The organism is Limosilactobacillus reuteri subsp. porcinus, assembly GCF_036621895.1.
Lineage (GTDB): Bacteria > Bacillota > Bacilli > Lactobacillales > Lactobacillaceae > Limosilactobacillus > Limosilactobacillus reuteri_J.
This window is the reverse complement of the sequence record NZ_LN887362.1, coordinates 26,318-45,096: the sequence shown is the minus strand read 5'-3', so window position 1 is coordinate 45,096 and position 18,779 is coordinate 26,318. Positions and strand designations below refer to the sequence as shown.

Genomic DNA, 18,779 nt, shown 5'->3' with positions numbered 1-18,779 from the left:
TTAAATTGACATTTCGGGACATTAAAATTACTAGTAGTTTTACACTAACAATAATATTTTCAATCCGGCTAACCTGATGAACACCGCGGGAAATTAAAACTCCAACAATTAGAATTGCAAAGGCGGCCAGAATATCAATATAAGACCCTGTATGTGGATCAAACCCACCAGTTAAGGCATGCGGTAATTTAATCCCAAAACTCCCAAGGAATCCTTGCATATAGGCTGACCACCCAGACGCAACAAAAGCCACTGAAATAAAATATTCAGCTAAAAGCGCCCAGCCAGCAATCCAGCCAAAGAATTCACCAAACAAAACATTGATCCAGGAAAAAGCGGAACCAGCAAAAGGCAGTACCGAGGACGTTTCTGCATAGGCTAATGCCGATAATCCTGCGCCAATTGCGGCTACAATGAAGGCTAATGGAACGGCAGGACCAGTATGCTCAGCTGCCACAATCCCTGGCAAAGTAAAGATAGCCGTTCCCACTACCATCCCAGTTCCTAATCCAATTAAGTCTCTTGTTCGCAAACTAGGGGTTAATTGTGCATCCTTTTCTTCATAAACGTGGGGGTTCTGCTTAAGAAATAGTCGTTTAATTAATTTTTTCATTCACATCACCTTAGTCTGGAACAGTTGGATCTTCATCCAGCTTAATATCTTCTAACATTAATTGCTGTTCCCGACTGAGCTTAGCAGTTTTTAAAAGATCTGGTCGGCGGTGAAGAGTCCGTCGTAGCGATTCACGCATCCGCCATTCTTTAATTTTCTGATGATTACCACTCGTAAGAACTTCCGGTACTTTCATCCCCCGAAAATCTGCCGGACGTGTATATTGAGGATATTCTAGCAAACCGTTACTAAATGAATCTCCCATTGGTGAAGACATGTTGCCGAGGACACCAGGAACAAAGCGGACGGTCGCATCAATCATCACCATCGCTGCTAATTCCCCACCTGTTAATACATAGTCACCAAGAGACGCTTCATCGGTGACTAAATTACGGATTCGTTCATCATATCCTTCATAATGCCCGCAGATAAATGTTAAGTGATCTTCTTGGGCTAACTCTTTGGCGTAGGCTTGATCAAATTTTCGACCAGCGGGATCCATTAAAATAACCCGTCCCTTTGAATACTGATCTTTCGTTTGTTCATGAATTGCATCCATTGCGTCAAAAATCGGTTGCGCTTGAAGAAGCATCCCAGCTCCCCCACCAAACGGAGCATCGTCAACATGATTATGCTTATCGGTAGTATATTGACGAAAATCGGTCACATTAATGTCGATAAATCCATTATCTTGTGCCTTACCGATAATGGATTCCCCCATTGTTGCTTGAAACATATTGGGGAATAAGCTTAAAATATCAATCCTCATTATTCAAGTCCTTCCATTAATTCGACTGTTACAAGATTCTTATCAAGGTCAACGTTTTTAACAACATCATCAATCACTGGTAATAATAAATCTCTTTTTTCTGGACGTTCAACAACCCACACATCATTCGCACCAGGAGATAAAATTTCCTTAATTTTCCCCAAATGACGACCATCTGTTGTTTCAACGTCTAATCCAATAATCTGGTGGTAGTAATATTGACCATCGTCTAATGGCTGTTGATCATCAGCACTGACCATTAATTCATGGTCACGGAATTGTTCAACATCATTAATATTATCGTAGCCGACAAACTTAACAAGAACAAACCCCTTATGTTGCCGCGTACTTTCAATCGTCAATGGTAAAGGCTCGCCTGATTGTTGTAGGTACAAGGTATTTCCCTTGGCAAATCGTTCATCAATAAAATCAGTAGTTGCTAATACGCGCACTTCTCCGCGAACACCATGAGTATTTACAATTTTACCAACATTATAATATTCCATAAATTCCTCCTGAAAAGACAAAAACTCCCACAGATTAGTGTGGGAGTTTTAAATTTAGTGACGATGGTCATTAATTAATAACCGGACTCGCTTAGAGTTAGCCCGTCGAGATTGAGTACCCTCGACTATTGTTCGCAATGCTGCGGCAACGTGTCCCTGTCGACCAATTAGACGGCCAACATCATTGGGAGCAACATCAATTATATAACGATGGTAACGTCCATCATCTTTTTGGGTAATTGACAATGCCTGTGGCTGCTTCAATAGCGGAATAACTAAACTACGAATTAACGACTCAATATCTGTCTCAGCCATGACTGATTATCACTACTTCTTAGCGTACTTTGCTTCGTGGTACTTCTTCATAACGCCAGCTGCTTGAAGCATGTTACGAACAGTATCTGAAGGTTGAGCACCCTTTTGTAACCATTCCATAACAGCGTCTTCATCAAACTTGACTTCCTTAGGAGTAGTCAATGGGTTGTAAGTACCTACTGAAGTAATAAAACGACCATCACGTGGGGCACGTGAGTCAGCTACAACGATCCGGTAGAATGGACGCTTCTTTGAACCCATGCGCTTTAAACGAATTTTAACAGACATTCTTTGCACCTCCCTGATTTCTTTTAACAGATAATAATATACCAGTGTTCAAATAGAATGTAAAGTATTTTTTCTTGACAGGCTTAAATTTTTTGAAATTATTTTTTCTTTCGTAATTTACGAAGCTTTTTAATGCGTTTTTGCTTGTCTTTTTTCATTTTTCGCGCCATGCGGTTCATTGCCATTTGTCCCATCTTGCCACCTGGCATTTGTCCGCCAAACATATTTTGCATTCCATTGAAGTTACCGTTTGTAACCTGCTTCATCATCTTACGCATTTGATTAAATTGCTTAATCATTCGATTAACTTCAACAATTGGGCGTCCCGCACCAGCTGCTAAACGACGACGACGACTAGGATTCATTATATCAGGATTTTCACGTTCTTCTGGCGTCATTGAAAGAACAATGGCCCGGATATGAGCAAATTGCTTAGGATCCAAATTAAGATTCTTCAAGGCAGGGTTATTAGCCATCCCCGGCATCATCTTAATAATGTTTTCCAACGGCCCCATCTTGGTAACCTGATCCATTTGCGCCAAGAAATCATTATAGTCAAATGTGTTCTCACGCATTTTATCCATTGTTTCTTGGGCTTGTTCTTCATCAAAATTCTTTTGGGCCTTTTCAATCAGGGTCATCATGTCCCCCATACCCAAAATCCGTGAAGCCATCCGGTCAGGGTGGAAGACATCAAGATCCTCCATCTTTTCCCCCTCACCGACAAACTTAATTGGTTTACCTGTGACTGCCCGGATTGACATGGCAGCCCCACCACGAGTATCACCATCTAATTTAGTTAAGATAACCCCGGTGATATCAAGTTTATCATCGAATCCTTGAGCCGTATTAACTGCGTTTTGACCAGTCATCGAATCAATAACAAGCAAAATTTCATTTGGATTTACTAGTTCTTTAATGTTTGCAAGCTCATCCATTAATTGTTCATCAATCTGAAGCCGACCAGCAGTATCAATAATGACATAATCATTATGATTTTTCTTGGCTACTTCCATCCCTTCGCGAACAATTTCCACCGGGTCAACATCTGTCCCCTTTTCAAAAACAGGAACATCAATCTGATCAGCAACTTGTTGTAACTGCGTAATAGCGGCGGGACGGTAAATGTCAGCCGCAATAAACATTGGCCGCGCGTGATTTTCATTCTTTAATCGTAAAGCCAATTTACCGGCAGTGGTCGTCTTACCTGCCCCTTGAAGACCAACCATCATGATAACAGTTGGAATGTGCGGTGCTTTATTAAGCGGAACCGCTTCTTCCCCCATCAGCTTTGTCAATTCATCATTAACGATTTTAACGATTTGTTGGGCTGGATTTAACCCTTTCAATACTTCCGCCCCGGCTGCTTTTTCCCGAACGGTCTTTACAAAGTCTTTTACAACTTTAAAGTTAACATCGGCTTCTAAAAGGGCGAGCCGAATCTCACGCATCGTTTCCCGAAGATCAGCTTCTGTAACTTTGGGTTTGCGTCGTAATTTTTCCATCGCCTTTTGCAGACGATCTGTTAAACCTTCAAATGCCATTTTATTCTTCCTCCAAGCTTTCCAGATGATTTACTAAGTGATTGAGCGTTGCATCATCTGGATAGTTTTCTCGGACGTATCGTTGAATTCGATCCGCCTGTTGATTACGAACTTGAAATTCAGCATATAAATGCAATTTGGCCTCGTAATCTTCTAATATGCTTTCTGTGCGCTTTATATTATCATATACGGCTTGACGACTAACATGGAAATTCTCGGCAATTTCGCCCAATGAGTAGTCATCCCCGTAATAAAGCTCTAAATAATCATTTTGTTTTTTGGTTAATAAGGGTTGGTAAAACTCAAATAATGAATTTATCCGATAATTCTTTTCAATTTCCATATCGTCACACCTGTCTAGTCAACTTCGACTAACCCTTTGAACAGGCCATAAACAAAGTCGCCAGCATCAAACTTCTGGAGGTCGTCTACCTTTTCACCAAGCCCCACATACTTAACCGGTAAGTGGAGTTCATTACGGATAGCAAGGACAATTCCCCCACGAGCAGTTCCGTCTAGTTTTGTTAAAACAATCCCCGTTACATCGGTACTTTCCTTGAATAGCTTAGCCTGGTTAAGAGCGTTTTGCCCAGTTGTTGCATCTAAGACTAACAGTACTTCATGAGGAGCATCTGGGATTTCACGAGTAAGGATGCGCTTCATCTTAGCTAACTCATTCATCAAGTTAACCTTGTTTTGGAGACGACCAGCAGTATCCACGAACAAGATATCATAGTTTTCATCTTTTGCCCGTTTTACTGCATCAAAGACGACAGCCGCTGGATCACCGTTTTCTGGTCCGGTAACGATGTCAACACCATCGCGTTTTGCCCATACATCTAATTGCTCAGTGGCCCCTGCCCGGAATGTATCAGCAGCCGCTAGAAGAACTTTCTTACCTTGCTTCTTAAAGAGGGCGGCCATCTTACCAATTGTTGTTGTCTTTCCAGCTCCATTAACACCGACAAACATAATAACAGTTGGTCCTTCTTTTGCCATGGTTAAGTCAGGATTTTCGTCTTGACCAGCCTCATCGTAAAGTTCGACCATTTTTTCAATAATGACGTTGGAAACATCCTGCTTGCTCTTAGCATTTTGCAGTTTTACTTCTTCTCGCAATTCATCACTGAGCTTCATTGCCATATCATAGCCGACATCAGATTCAATTAACATATCTTCAAGATCATCAAAGAAGTCTTCATCAACATGCCGGAAATTAGCCAAGAACTTATTTAACCGTGCCCCGAAGCCTGTCCGGGACTTCTCAAGCCCGCGATCGTATTTCTTAACTGTTTCAGATTCTTGATCCTCTTCTGGTTCAGAAGAAGGTTGTTGTTCCTGTTCCTCATCACCATCATTTTCTTCAGAATTGTCAGCCTCATTTGATTCTTCTGCCGCTTCCTCTGTGGTTGACATTACCGGTTCTTCAACCGCTTTTTCTTCTGCAACGGGTTCGGTCGGTTCTTCAGTCGGTTCAACGGCTGTTTCAGTTTCAGCAGTATTGGAAGAAGATGGTCCTTCTGCAGAAATAGTTTCATCCGGAGTACTAGATGATGGTACTTCTTCTTCAGAAATACTTGAATCCGCTACCTCTTCTGTGTGACTTTCCTCGCTAGTCTCCTCTTCTTTAACCCCATTATGGAGCGTTTCGTGAGTTCCATCCGGGTTAATCTTTTCTTCATAGCTATCGGCAGGAGGAATATTTACCGGTTCCGGATGAGTTGGGGCAGAAGCCGGCGCCGCACTCGTCGCATCGGCTGATTCATCTTCATGCGCGGTTTCAGATTGAACAACTGCGCTTGAACTATCAGGCGTTTTTTCCTCTTCTTTTTTCTTATGACGGCGGAAAATATCAAATAATCCCATACTTGAAGCCTCCTAAATTTAGTTAATTATCACTCTCTTGTAAAGTATCAACAACGTCCACTGATACCATCTTTGAAACTCCTGATTCTTGCATTGTAACCCCGTACAATACATCGGCGTCCATCATCGTTCCCTTGCGGTGGGTAATGACGATAAATTGTGGACCTTCAGTACCAAATTTGCTGAGGTAGTGCGCAAACCGTTGTACATTGACCTCATCCAAGGCTGCCTCTGGTTCATCAAGAATTGCAAATGGAACTGGGCGGACTTTTAAAATAGCGAATAGTAAGGTAATCGCCGTTAATGCTCGTTCCCCACCTGATAATAATGAAAGATGTTGATTTTTCTTTCCTGGTGGTTGGGCCATAATATCGACCCCAGTTGTTAATAAGTCATGGGGATCGGTTAAGACAAGTTTAGCATGACCACCAGAGAAAATTTGTTGGAACGTCTCATCAAACTTTTGTGAAACCTGATTAAAGGTTGTAATAAACCGTTTCTTGACTTGGGCATCCATTTCACCCATCGTTTGATTAAGCTGAGCTTGAGAGGCGAGCAAGTCGTCTTGTTGGCCCTTTAAGAAATCGTACCGTTCACGAACGCGCTCATATTCTTCAATCGCTCCCACATTAACTTGACCAAGATCATCCAATCCCCGCTTTAATAGCTTCAACCGGGTCGCCAAGGTCTCTTCGTCCAATTCACTCATCTGCTGGCGAGCTTCATCAATGGTCATAGAATATTGCTCAGATAATCGATTAAGAGCTTGGTCAACCATTGATTCATACTTCACGCGCTCTTCATTTAAGTTATTACGATCATCAAGGGCTGCCCGCTGAAGTTCTTGCAGACGATTATAATGTGCTTCGGCTTGTGACAGCTTTTGCTCAAGTTCTTCAAGAGCAACTGAATTATCTTCCAGTTGCACCTTAGCTTTTGCCTGCTCTTCTTTAGCATCTTTTAAGGCTGTCTGTGTCGATTTTTCACTTGTTGATTGACTAGCTGATTGCGTTGTTAACTCAGCGATTGCAATCGTGACCTTTTCTAAACTCTCCTCAACTTCTCGCCGTTGCCGGTTATATTCTTGACTTTGACGTTGGTATTGTTGAAGTCGTTCTTCCGCCACCGCAATTTTTTGTTGCATTTGCGCTAATTGTCGTGCCTGAGTCGACTCATCATTCTGTAATTCATCAATCTGAGTAAGGATTTGCTTAATCTTTGCCACAACTTGCGTCAATTCCTGGTTTACTTTATCAGCTTGTTCATTATTTTGTTGAACTTGTGATTCGTAATCCTGATGTTGAGTGTCTTGCTGTTTACTTTGGGTTTCTAAAATCTGTACCCGATTAGTAAGCGTCTCATGCTTACTTGAGATCAGCTGACAACTACTTTCTTGCTCATGAAACTTATCTTGTAAAGTCTGAACTTGTTGCTGATAATCAGCTACTACTTGTTCGTTCGCTTTTTGCGCTTGTTGTAGTTTAGCAATTTCTTGCTCTAAGCTCGCTGCAAGCTGTTCCTGATTTTTCAGTTCCTCTTCTAGTTGTTTAGCCATTTGCTTTTGACTTAAGAGTCCTGTCCGTTGGCTACGGGTAGCTCCCCCAGTCATAGCTCCACTAGCATTGATCAACTGACCGTCAAGGGTTACCACCCGTACCATATGACGACCTGCGCGGGCAATCTCAGTGGCATGATCAAGGTTGTCAGCAATAACCGTTGTTCCTAGTAAGTGGTCAGCAATAATCTGAAACTTTTGATCAAACCTAATAAGCTCTGTTGCTCGACCCAAAAAGCCAGGGAGGCCAGTTAGTTGTGGCCAAATGTTTAATGGTCGCCGGTGGCTAAGCGTATCAAGCGGCAAAATAGTTACCCGGCCAGCGCGCGTCTTAATCAAGAAGTTAATAATTGCTTTAGCAGTAGCTTGCCGATCAACAACTAATTGCTGAAGCTGACTTCCTAATACTGTTTCAACCGCTTGCGTGTACTTGGCAGGAACATCAAATAATTCGCTGACTGCTCCCGCTAATCCAGGAAATTGCTGCCGTTGCCGAAGGACTTCTTGAACGCCCCGATAATAGCCGCTATATTCATCGGCCATTGACTGGTAAGCGTTAATTCGCGACTTAAGCGACCGCACATCTCCTAATGCTGCATACCAATCACGTTGCTTTGTTTGGTACCCGTAATTAAGTTTTTCACGGTGATCTTGAGCCGCCTTTAGTTTTTCGTTGACATTCTGTAGATTTTCTTTAGTAATAGCCACTTCTTGTCGGTAGCGGTCAAATTCTTGATTAATTTCTGCAAGCTGGTTCTTAGTAGCGTCAAGTTCCTCGACATTTTGTCGTTGAAGACTCATCGCCTGTTCATGATTACGTGACAAGAAAGATTGCTGATTGTGAATCGTTGTTCTTTCCTGCATCAAGCTAACTTGTTGGTTGCGTAAATCCTCTACTTGCTGTTTTAGAGTCGCGATCCGCTCACTGCTACTCATCTTTCTGGCTGCTTCGAACTCAGCTTGCTGACTATTAATCAGTGCTTTTTGTTCAGCCAATTGCTCGTCATTTGACTGTTGGCTTGCCTTAACCTCTTTTAAGCGTGCATTGAGTTCAGCCTGTTGGGCAGTTAACCGCCGATGCTCATTTTCACGCTGCTCGCGGCGAACACTGGAAACCGACTGCTGATTCTCATACTTAGCAATTGCCTCCGTTTGGTTTAAGATGATTGCTTGAAGTTGATCCTTAGTTGCGTTTAGTTGTTGGCGCTTTTGCTTCAAATTATCAAGTTGTTGCTGATCACGGCCTGCTTGTCCTTGATAGTCCTTTACCATCGCTTCTGCTTGATCGAGCTTGGCACCTAATTTGGTTAACTTTTCATAGTACTCATCATAATGACGAACTGTTTGTGTCCGATCAAGCACATCAAATTGTTTCTTTTGTTCCAAGTAATCTTGGGCAATTGCACTTTGCTCTTCTAAAGGTTCGATCTGTTTTTCTAACTCACTAATAACGTCATTTACCCGGTTAAGGTTTTCCATCGTCGTAGTAAGCCGCTTTTCAGCTGTTTCTTTATTCTTCTTATACTTAGCAACGCCAGCAACGGTTTCAATAATTCCCCGCCGATCAATTGGTTTACCGTTAAAGATCTCTTCAATCCGCCCCTGGGAAATAATAGAAAAGGATTCTCGACCTAAACCAGAATCAATAAACAAGTCTGTAATGTCCTTTAAGCGAACGTTTTGGTCGTTAATTAAGTACTCACTATCACCATTGCGGTATATTTTACGAGTAATGGTAAGTTCAGTAAATTCACTAGCTAAGTAATGATCACTATTATCTAGCGTAATTGAAACAAGGGCCCGGTTTAAAGGTTTACGATCTGATGACCCATTAAAGATAACGTCAGCCATCCGATCTCCCCTCAAATGATGAGCCGACTGTTCGCCCATTACCCATTGGATAGCTTCGATAATATTACTCTTTCCACTACCATTCGGGCCAACAATCCCTGTCATCCCAGGCTCAAATTTAATTGTTGTTTTTTGGGCAAAGGACTTAAAGCCGTCCAAAGTTAAAGACAATAATTGCATCAGTTATTCCTACTTACTATTTATTTTTATTTCTCATATTATCAAGTGCCTGTTGTGCTGCTTGCATTTCAGCATGCTTCTTTGATGAGCCCTTTCCTTCACCGATAACGTCACCGTTAGCCGTAACGTTTACTTTAAATTCAGGGTCGTTTTCTGTTCCGCTTTCCTCTACCAAATGATATTCAATGGCAATATCACCGTCACGTTGGAGGAATTCTTGGAGACTAGTCTTGGCATCAACAGCATGATCAAACCAGCCCATATCAAGTTTAGGAAAGATAACTCGTTGGACAAATTTTTCAACTGCTGGCCGACCTTGATCTAAATAGAGGGCGCCAATAAATGATTCAAAAATATCACATAGCAAGCCTGGACGTTCTCTTGCACCGGCCATTTCCTCACCATGACCCAAGCGAATGTATTGATCAAAGTGACATTCCTTGGCAAATTTAGAAAAACTATCCTCACATACCATCGCTGCTCTTAAGCGGGTAAGTTTTCCCTGTGGCAATTCAGGGAAACGTTTATAAATATATTCTGAAACGATCAGTTCCAACACAGCATCGCCAAGAAATTCAATCCGTTCGTAATATTTTAATCCTTGGTTAGGATGTTCATTTACATACGAAGCTTGAGTAAAAGCTTCTGCTAATAAAGCAGGATTATCAAAATGAATATTAAATTCCTTGGCCAGGTAGTCTTGTAATTCTTCGATCATAAAAAATTCCTTTCGTTTTTGACTTAAATTATAAAAAAATGTCTAAGGCCTATTATACTAAACAACCCGCTATTCCGCAGGTAATTTTAATAATATTCAAAAAAATTAAAGGCTGTGAAAAAACTTTCGCCTTTTCTCAGCCCCTTACTTTTCTACCTTAATAATTAAACAGTTTGATTAGTTGGCAGTGTGTTCTGCAATGTAATCAACAACTTCACCGATTGTACTTAACTTTTCAGCATCTTCATCATTAATTTCTTCACCAAACGTATCCTCTAATTCGAGAACAAATTCAACAAAATCAATTGAATCAGCATCCAAATCTGTCTTTAAGTTCAAATCATCAGTAATCTTAGCCCGATCAACATCAAAATGGTCAGCAACAATCTCTGAAACCTTATTAAAGATTTCTGTTTTCTTATTATCAGCCATTATTATTAACCTCTCTTTACTAGTTCGCTACTTATTCTATTCGTTTTTCTGAGAATTGTCTAGATTTTCGGTATTATCGAAAAATTCAACTGTTTTTTCAATTACACCTGTTTTGAGCATTGTTCTAATTTGACTAATTGTATTTTTTACGGCTAAAGCATCAGCAGATCCATGAGTTTTAACAACTGGTGCCTTAAGTCCTAATAAGACCGCCCCACCATAAGTTGAAGTACTCATTTTTTGCCCGATTTGATGGAAAACTGGCTTTAGCATGAGGTAACCTAACTTAGCACGGAGACCACCATGTAAAATTCCATCTTTAATCAACGTCATCATCATCTTGGCGGTTCCTTCAGTCGCTTTCAAGGCCGCATTTGCCGTCCACCCATCACTTACAACAACATCTGCCTTGCCAAACAGGAGGTCACCAGATTCAATATTGCCGACAAAATTCAAATCATCTTTGCTATCGAGGATTTTCCATACTTCTTTATGTAATTTGTCACCCTTATCTTCTTCTGCCCCATTGTTTAATAGCGCAATTCGAGGGTTCGCAACTCCCAATACATTTTCGGCATAGAATTTACCAAGGTAGGCATATTGTTCCAAATTTTTCTCTTTACTTTCCGCATTTGCACCAGTATCGAGGTAGACAAAATTGTGCCGACTAGCACCCGGCTTGGCAATTGGCAAAATACTAGTGAGTCCCGGACGATCAATTCCTTTAATGCGGCCAACAATGAAGAGACCAGCCGCCAAAATTGCCCCAGTGTTTCCCGCAGAAAAGAAGGCATCAGCTTTGCCTTCCTTAACTGCTGTTGCCGCGCGAACAATTGACGAATCTTTTTTTCGCCGAATCGCCCGGACTGGTTCTTCACCCATTGAAATTTCTTCACTAGTAGCAACAATATTAAGCCGCTCATTATTTTTTATTAAGGGTTTAACCTTGTCTGGATTTCCATAAAGGTCAAATTCTAAGTCGGGGTAAAGGTCTCGGGCCTCTTCTACCCCTTCAATGATTACTTGGGGAGCATTATCTCCACCCATTGCATCAACAGCAATTTTCATAAAATCTCCTCCTCATATTAGTCAAAGTGCGTCTCCAGTTCATGACGCTTTAAATATAAAACAAGTGGCTGATTTTCATCGACCTGATCCCAATTGGGCATTCCTAATAGGTTTCCAGCATCTGCACGGGCAATTTGCAGCATTTTCAAATCAGCAACTGGATCACCCACTTTAAATTCTGGCATCCCCGATTGCTTTTTTCCTAGAACATCTCCAGATCCCCGTAGTTTCAAGTCTTGTTCAGCTATCTTAAATCCATCATCAGTAGCAACCATCGTTTTCATCCGGGCTTTTCCTTCATCAGTTTTCGGATCGGCAATTAAGAGACAATAGCTTTGCCGGCTGCCTCGACCAACCCGACCACGTAATTGGTGAAGCTGTGCAAGCCCAAAACGATCAGCATCATATATAACCATTACCGTTGCATTAGGATTATCAACACCAACTTCAATAACCGTGGTTGCAACTAAAACTTGAAGCTCACCAGATTTAAACTGGCGCATCGCTTCATCTTTTTCTTCCGTCCCCATTCGTCCATGGAGTAAGCCCACTTTATAAGCTGGCTCAAGATCGGCCGATAGCTGATTATAAAGATCAGTCGCGTTTTGTACATCTAGAGCCGCTGATTCCTCAATCAAAGGACTCACAACATACGCCTGTGCTCCTTGTTTTAATTGTTCACGCAAGAAATGGATTGCTGCGGCATGTTGGTTAGACTGTAGCCACTTTGTTTGAATTGGTTTTCGACCAGCCGGTAATTGGTCAATTATCGAAACATCCATTTCACCATAATTAGTAATCGCTAGTGTCCGTGGGATAGGGGTCGCTGTCATGGCTAATACATCAGGATGTTCGCCTTTTTCACGAAGTTGCTGACGCTGGTTGACCCCAAAACGGTGCTGTTCATCAGTAATTACCAGACCAAGATTAGCATATTCAACTCCATCTTGAATTAGCGCATGGGTTCCGACAATGAGGTTGACATCTCCTCGCTTCATCGCCGTCAATAGTTCCCGATGTTGCTTAGCAGTCAATGAACCAGTCAGAAGAGCAACCTGGACATGGGTTCCTTCAAAAATTTTCGCTAATTTCTCAGCATGTTGTCCTGCCAGAATTTCTGTCGGCGCCATTAAAGCTGCTTGATAGCCCGCAGTAATAGCTGCATAAATGGCAATAGCAGCAACAATTGTCTTTCCAGAACCAACATCTCCCTGTAACAATCGATTCATCTGGTATGGTTGACGCATATCACGACAAATTTCATTAACAACCCGTTTTTGGGCATCAGTTAATTCAAATGGGAGTCCGCCAATAAATTCTTTTAACTCGTCATTATGGTATAAAATCCGCTCGCCATCTTCTTGACGGTGGGCACGGCGAATTGCTTGCAGTCGTAACTGAAACAGAAAAAACTCTTCGTAAGCTGCTGTTCGGCGGGCGGCTTTTGCAGTTGCCTGAGTTTGTGGAAAGTGAATTTCTCTAATCATTTGTCGCCGATCCATTAACCGATATCGTTGACGAATCGTTTCTGGCAAATACGTTGGAATGATATTGGCATATTCCTCGTAAGCTTGACGAATAAAACTTTGGAGGACGTTTTGCCGGATATGCTTATTCACCGCATAGACCGCACCAAACTCATTTCGATCATCAGCTTTTTCCTTAAGAAGCTTGTTTCCTGTTACTTGATGACGAGGTGCATCCCACTTCCCCATTACAGTTACTTGCTGATTTAGTTCGATTTGCTTTTTAATATAGGGCTGATTAAAAAAAGTTGCGATCACCACTTCATTACCCACCTGCATTCGAAAGGTAAGCCGGTTGCGCCGATAACCATAGCGGACCAAGAGCGGTTCTGACACCACTACTCCTTGAAGAGTAATTTTCTGTTTATTCTTGGCGCTTTCAATGTCTGTAGGCGTGAAATCGTTATAGCGAGTTGGATAATATGTCAATAAATCTTCAATAGTATCTATTCCCAGAGTAGCTAGATCTGCTACCCGCTTAGGACCAACTCCTTTTAAATTGGCGACGGAATCCGTTAAACTCCGCAAATCTTTCACCTCTTTTTTACACAACCAGTAACCAAAATAGGAGTGGGAATAAAAGTAGTCCTTTATTAACCCACCCCTATAGGAGTTAATTTAATGTGCCGCTATTCAACCGAAATCAGGTATGGATAAACTGGCTGACCACCATCGTAAATCTGAATATCTAATTCATCATCTACTTCTTCAACTGCTGCTTTAATCTCTTCAGCAGTTTTTTGATCACCACCAGCTCCATATAAGATCGTTACAATTTCACTATCCTCATCAAGCATGGCTTTAACCATCTTAATAGCGGCTTCTCTCAGATCCGGATCAGTAGTGACGATTTTACCATCAACAATTCCCATGTAGTCATCTTTCTTAATTTCACGACCATCAATCGTTGTATCACGAACAGCATTAGTAACCGCTCCACTGGCAACCGTATCTGTGTTAGCTTCCATATTTGCTTGATTTTCGTCTAAAGAGGCTTCTGGATTGTACTCAAGCAGTGCGCTCATCGCTTGGGCAATTGTTTTACTGTGGACAATCTTTGTTGGAATATCAGCGACTTCAGCAGCTTGATCAGCAGTCATAAAGATGTTACCGTTATTTGGCAGAACAATAGCTTGCTTGGCACCACTATTATTAATAGTATCGAGAATATCCTGAGTACTTGGGTTCATTGTTTGACCACCTGTAATGATATGGGTGACACCCAAGCTCTTTAATAATTTCGCTATTCCTTCTCCTGATGCGACGGCAATAACAGCTGTCTGGAGGTCATTTTTAGCTTCTGCAGCTGCTTTTGCCTTCTCAATTGGTGACTCACTGTCAGCGCCTTCTTCATCTTTTTCCATGATTTCTTCTTGTTGCCAAACCATGTTATGAATTTCAATTGTCTGTAAATCACCGAATTGTTGACCCCAAGATAATACTTTACCAGGATGCTCGGTATGAACATGGACCCGCACAACTTGATCATCGTTTAGAACAAGTAAACTATCGCCTAAGTCAGCTAAGTAGTTATAGAAAGTATCATAGTCAAACTTTTGGGTCACTTGTTTACCCTTACCAAGTCGTACCAACATTTGAGTACAGTAAGTATACTTGATATCTTCAGGATTAAGCTTTCCTTGAACGCTTTGGTGATCCATGGCGTGAACCATCTCATCAATTTCAGCATTGTCAGGTTTATAGTCATCACTTTTATCTACGCGGCCACTCAAGGCTTCGTCAAAGGCTTGAAGTACAAAGACGAGTCCTTGCCCACCAGAATCTACCACGCCAACTTCTTTCAGGACTGGCAATAAATCCGGCGTCTTTTTAAGCGCTTCCTCACCTGCTTCATAAATAGTATGCATAATCTCAACAAGATCATCAGTCTCTTTAATCTTATTGAGGCCTGCTTGAGCTGATTCACGAACAACAGTTAAAATGGTACCTTCTGTTGGCTTCATCACAGCCTTATAAGCTGTCTTTGCACCATTAGCATAAGCATTAACAAAGTCAGCAGTAGATAAAACATCCATGCCTTCTGTTGCCTTTGCAAAGCCACGGAAAATCTGCGATAAAATAACCCCAGAATTTCCGCGTGCTCCCATCAAAAGGCCCTTTGCTAACGCTGCACTCAGGTCGCCAACCTTCTTACTGGTTTCGTTGCGTTCGTACTTGGCACCGCTTGCCATTGAAGAAGTCATGTTTGTCCCGGTGTCTCCATCTGGAACTGGAAAAACATTTAATGAATTAATAAATTCAGCGTTCTTACCAAGTTTATCGGCGGCCGCCTGGACCATTTTACCGAATTCAAGGTTTGTAATTTTTGTTACAGCCAATTCGAAATTCCTCCCCAATGCTCGCTTAATCTCCTAGTGTCCGTACACCTTGGACACATACATTAACTGAATTTGCCGTAATACCGAGCATTGTTTCAAGATTATACTTTACCTTTGCTTGGACACTTTTTGATACTTCTGAGATCTTTGTGCCATAGCCTACAATAATATTTACGTCAACAGCTACACCATTATCTTGCTGCCGAACAACAACGCCGCGCGCAAAATTTTCACGACGAAGAATTTGGTTAACCCCATCACGGAGGGGGTTTCGGCTTGCCATTCCAACAACACCGTAGTTATCAGTAGCAGCCCCACCAACAACTGATGAAATCACATCATTATCAATGTCAATTGTACCTGACTTAGTTTTGATTTTTACTGCCATCGTCATGGCCTCCTTATAAAATTACCAATTGATTTTAGAATCCTATGATACTAAAATTCACAATTAAATCAATACCATCATACCATAGCATATTTCACTAAAAAAGTAACTGATGGATATTTTTGCAATCAATCAACGGGGTTAATCAATTAGTGTAAAAAATAAGCCGCCCAAACTGGACGGCATCATTTTAATTAAACCCGAGTCACTTTACCTGACTTCAGTGTACGTGCTGAAACGTATACCTTCTTAGGCTTACCATTAACTAAAATGGTTACCTTTTGCAAGTTAGGCTTCCAGCTACGCCGACTTGAGTTAAGGGCGTGAGAACGCTTGTTACCAAATTGCGTCCGTTTACCGTTGATAAAATCTTTAGCCATTGGTGATACCCTCCTCTTTGCTTCATAATTTTTTCGTTTACGCAAAACTGCGATGTAACTCACCTAATTAATCTACCATAGGCATCGCAACAATGCAATAGTTTTCTTTCAAGTAATTTTCCTTGACAGGGTATTTTTCCCTCAAAAACCTATTTTAATTGGTCGCTACACTGAATTACAGAAACAATTCCACTTTCAAATGAAAAATGATTTTCTTCAGCTGTAAATTCATTGCTTGTCCACGAAAATGGAATTTGACTACTCCAGTTTTGCAGTGGATATTTTTCGTCTTTCAATGTAAGGCCTCGAACAGGAGTAAGATTGACAAAGGCCAGATACTTCTTATGTGGCAGGCGAGAAACAGTATAATCCCCTGGCAAGTAATAAGAGACGACATTTTGACAATCAATAATCTTAATCCGCGTTAAATATGGTTTAAATTCACTCTGTAACGGAAGAAAGAGGTTAGCTAATAAATGGTCTAAGCGTCCTCCCGTTGCACCAAAAATTTCAATTTCATCAGCCTGTTCCTGAATTGCAAATTTCACGCCCAATTGCGTATCGGTATAATCTTTTTCAGGAGGATAAGTTTTTATACGAGTAATTTTATCCTCTAAACCTTGTAATTCATCCCCGGTAACGGAATCAAAGTCACCAATTGCTAAGACTGGCTTAATTCCCCATCTTAATAATCTTAGAGCGCCTCGGTCAACCCCAATCCATTTTTCATCTTTACGTTGCAAAATCAACTCGGTTGGAACCATTTCAAGCGGACCGCCAACTAGTACATTTACTCTCATTTTTTACTCCTAAAAAAATGGATCTTCAATATTCAGACAAATCCGAACTAGAAGATCCATTTTTGTTTTTTACTTAATGTAACTAATTACTTAGTAGCATCTTCAAGAGCCTTGATTCGTTCAGCAGGATCTTCAGCGTTAAAGACATATGAACCTGCAACTGCTACTGTAGCACCGGCTTTGTAGCAATCGACAACTGTCTTGTCGTTAACTCCACCGTCTACTTCAATATCGAAATTATAGCCCTTTTCTTCCTTAATTGCGTTTAATTGGGCAATCTTGTCAACGGTTTCCGGTAAGAACTTTTGACCACCAAATCCAGGGTTAACCGTCATTACCAAGACTTGGTCAACCATGTGTAATACTGGTTCGATCATCGCTACTGGTGTACCCGGGTTAATAACAACTTCGGCTTTTACGCCACCGTTTTTGATAATTTGAAGAGCACGGTGAATGTGTTGAGTAGCTTCTACTTGAACACCAATAATATCAGCGCCAGCATCAATGAACATTGGTAAAATATGTTCTGGACTTTCAACCATCAAGTGCACATCCAATACCATGTTTGTAATTGGACGAATGGCTTTAACAAAACCTGGTCCATAAGAAATACTTGGAACAAAGGTACCATCCATAACATCAATGTGTAAGTATGGTGCACCGGCCTTTTCTACCTTTTCAATGTCCTTTTGTAAATTTACATAATCTGCACTTAAAATTGATGGTGCAACTTTAATCATCCTGATTCCCTCATTTCTTATAATTTGGTTTTTGATTAGCAATCAATTCATGGAACTGAAGATAATCATCATACCGACTCTTCATGATTATACCATTGTTTACCGCTTCCTTCACAGCACATTGTGGTTCTTTTATGTGAAGGCATCCCCGAAACTTACAATCTGCTGAAATCTTAGCAATTTCAGGGAATAAAAGCGGCAAATCATTCACCGTCATATCAAATGTCTCATACGATGAAAAACCAGGGGTATCGGCTATCAGAGCCCCGTTAACATCTAGTAAGCTTACTTTTCGTGTTGTATGCCGTCCCCGTTGAAGTGCTTGGGAAATTTCGCCAGTCGCTAATTTTAATTGGGGAGCCAAATGGTTAAGCAAAGTTGACTTCCCTGCTCCTGTTTGCCCCATCATCGTTACAATATTTCCCTTTAATTCTTCCATCAAACTTGCTAGTTGATCGGCATCGAAGGGCTCACGGGCCGCATAAACCTGGTAGCCGATTTTACGATAGCCCTCGATCGTTGGCAAAAGTTGTTGGTATTCTTCATCTGTCAGTAAGTCAGTCTTTGAAAAATAAATTAAAGGGGTAACATCTTGTGCTTCTAAAGCAATCAATTGCCGGTCTAAAAGGTTAGCGGAAAATGCTGGTTCTTTAGCTGAGGTTACGACAACTGCCATATCAACATTAGCAACAGGTGGCCGAACCAACTGATTGCGACGGTGCAAGATTTTTAATAAATACCCTTCCTGTTGATTTTCAGCACTGAACTCAACATGATCGCCAACTACCGGCTTAATCTTTCGTTGACGGAAATTTCCACGTGCCCTTGTCCGATAGATCTTTTCATCCGCAATCACATCATAAAAGCCACTTAATGACTGTTGGATTATTCCTGTTTTCAA

At 41.3% G+C, this 18,779-nt stretch carries 19 protein-coding genes; all 19 read right to left on the bottom strand.

Annotated elements, in window-relative coordinates; genetic code table 11:
* Nucleotides 1-613: amino acid permease (locus tag AACL61_RS02940; RefSeq protein ID WP_339110972.1), on the bottom strand; the 613-nt coding region annotated here is incomplete at its 3' end.
* Between the two features lie 10 nt (nucleotides 614-623).
* Complete coding sequence (gene trmD, locus AACL61_RS02935) at nucleotides 624-1,382, bottom strand: tRNA (guanosine(37)-N1)-methyltransferase TrmD (protein ID WP_003663813.1); 759 nt, start codon at nucleotides 1,380-1,382, stop codon at nucleotides 624-626.
* Complete coding sequence (gene rimM, locus AACL61_RS02930; RefSeq protein ID WP_003663814.1) at nucleotides 1,382-1,888, bottom strand: ribosome maturation factor RimM; 507 nt, start codon at nucleotides 1,886-1,888, stop codon at nucleotides 1,382-1,384. Before rimM ends, trmD begins: the two co-directional genes overlap by 1 nt.
* A 54-nt stretch (nucleotides 1,889-1,942) precedes the next feature.
* Nucleotides 1,943-2,203: a KH domain-containing protein gene (locus AACL61_RS02925; RefSeq protein WP_003668367.1), complete on the bottom strand. Its 261-nt coding sequence runs from the start codon at nucleotides 2,201-2,203 to the stop codon at nucleotides 1,943-1,945.
* 12 nt (nucleotides 2,204-2,215) lie between these two features.
* The gene (gene rpsP / locus AACL61_RS02920) at nucleotides 2,216-2,491 is read right to left on the bottom strand and encodes a 30S ribosomal protein S16 (RefSeq protein WP_003663816.1); all 276 of its coding nucleotides are present in this window, start codon (nucleotides 2,489-2,491) and stop codon (nucleotides 2,216-2,218) included.
* Between the two features lie 98 nt (nucleotides 2,492-2,589).
* Nucleotides 2,590-4,035, bottom strand: coding sequence for a signal recognition particle protein (ffh, locus tag AACL61_RS02915; RefSeq protein WP_153706072.1), 1,446 nt, complete (start codon nucleotides 4,033-4,035; stop codon nucleotides 2,590-2,592).
* Between the two features lies 1 nt (nucleotide 4,036).
* Entirely contained in the window at nucleotides 4,037-4,378 is a 342-nt protein-coding gene (locus AACL61_RS02910; protein ID WP_003663818.1) for a putative DNA-binding protein, read from the bottom strand.
* Nucleotides 4,379-4,392: 14 nt separating this feature from the next.
* Nucleotides 4,393-5,901, bottom strand: coding sequence for a signal recognition particle-docking protein FtsY (ftsY, locus tag AACL61_RS02905; RefSeq protein ID WP_339110971.1), 1,509 nt, complete (start codon nucleotides 5,899-5,901; stop codon nucleotides 4,393-4,395).
* A 22-nt stretch (nucleotides 5,902-5,923) separates the two neighbouring features.
* Nucleotides 5,924-9,487 carry a chromosome segregation protein SMC gene (gene smc, locus AACL61_RS02900; RefSeq protein ID WP_339110970.1) on the bottom strand — a complete coding sequence of 1,188 codons (3,564 nt, stop codon included), beginning with the start codon at nucleotides 9,485-9,487 and terminating at the stop codon, nucleotides 5,924-5,926.
* A gap of 16 nt (nucleotides 9,488-9,503) precedes the next feature.
* The gene (gene rnc / locus AACL61_RS02895) at nucleotides 9,504-10,205 is read right to left on the bottom strand and encodes a ribonuclease III (RefSeq protein WP_003663822.1); all 702 of its coding nucleotides are present in this window, start codon (nucleotides 10,203-10,205) and stop codon (nucleotides 9,504-9,506) included.
* A gap of 177 nt (nucleotides 10,206-10,382) precedes the next feature.
* A complete protein-coding gene (acpP, locus tag AACL61_RS02890) occupies nucleotides 10,383-10,637 on the bottom strand; it encodes an acyl carrier protein (RefSeq protein WP_003663823.1) in 255 nt (84 codons plus the stop codon).
* A 36-nt stretch (nucleotides 10,638-10,673) separates the two neighbouring features.
* Nucleotides 10,674-11,705, bottom strand: coding sequence for a phosphate acyltransferase PlsX (gene plsX / locus AACL61_RS02885; RefSeq protein ID WP_339110969.1), 1,032 nt, complete (start codon nucleotides 11,703-11,705; stop codon nucleotides 10,674-10,676).
* A gap of 17 nt (nucleotides 11,706-11,722) precedes the next feature.
* Complete coding sequence (gene recG / locus AACL61_RS02880; protein ID WP_339110968.1) at nucleotides 11,723-13,759, bottom strand: ATP-dependent DNA helicase RecG; 2,037 nt, start codon at nucleotides 13,757-13,759, stop codon at nucleotides 11,723-11,725.
* A 101-nt stretch (nucleotides 13,760-13,860) separates the two neighbouring features.
* Nucleotides 13,861-15,570, bottom strand: coding sequence for a DAK2 domain-containing protein (locus AACL61_RS02875; protein WP_102816070.1), 1,710 nt, complete (start codon nucleotides 15,568-15,570; stop codon nucleotides 13,861-13,863).
* A gap of 25 nt (nucleotides 15,571-15,595) precedes the next feature.
* Complete coding sequence (locus AACL61_RS02870; protein ID WP_029507538.1) at nucleotides 15,596-15,958, bottom strand: Asp23/Gls24 family envelope stress response protein; 363 nt, start codon at nucleotides 15,956-15,958, stop codon at nucleotides 15,596-15,598.
* Between the two features lie 194 nt (nucleotides 15,959-16,152).
* The gene (rpmB, locus tag AACL61_RS02865) at nucleotides 16,153-16,338 is read right to left on the bottom strand and encodes a 50S ribosomal protein L28 (protein ID WP_003663833.1); all 186 of its coding nucleotides are present in this window, start codon (nucleotides 16,336-16,338) and stop codon (nucleotides 16,153-16,155) included.
* A 149-nt stretch (nucleotides 16,339-16,487) separates the two neighbouring features.
* Nucleotides 16,488-17,138 carry a thiamine diphosphokinase gene (locus AACL61_RS02860; RefSeq protein ID WP_339110967.1) on the bottom strand — a complete coding sequence of 217 codons (651 nt, stop codon included), beginning with the start codon at nucleotides 17,136-17,138 and terminating at the stop codon, nucleotides 16,488-16,490.
* An 86-nt stretch (nucleotides 17,139-17,224) separates the two neighbouring features.
* Complete coding sequence (gene rpe / locus AACL61_RS02855) at nucleotides 17,225-17,878, bottom strand: ribulose-phosphate 3-epimerase (protein ID WP_035153182.1); 654 nt, start codon at nucleotides 17,876-17,878, stop codon at nucleotides 17,225-17,227.
* 10 nt (nucleotides 17,879-17,888) lie between these two features.
* Nucleotides 17,889-18,779, bottom strand: a complete 891-nt coding sequence (gene rsgA, locus AACL61_RS02850) for a ribosome small subunit-dependent GTPase A (RefSeq protein ID WP_339110966.1) — start codon at nucleotides 18,777-18,779, stop codon at nucleotides 17,889-17,891.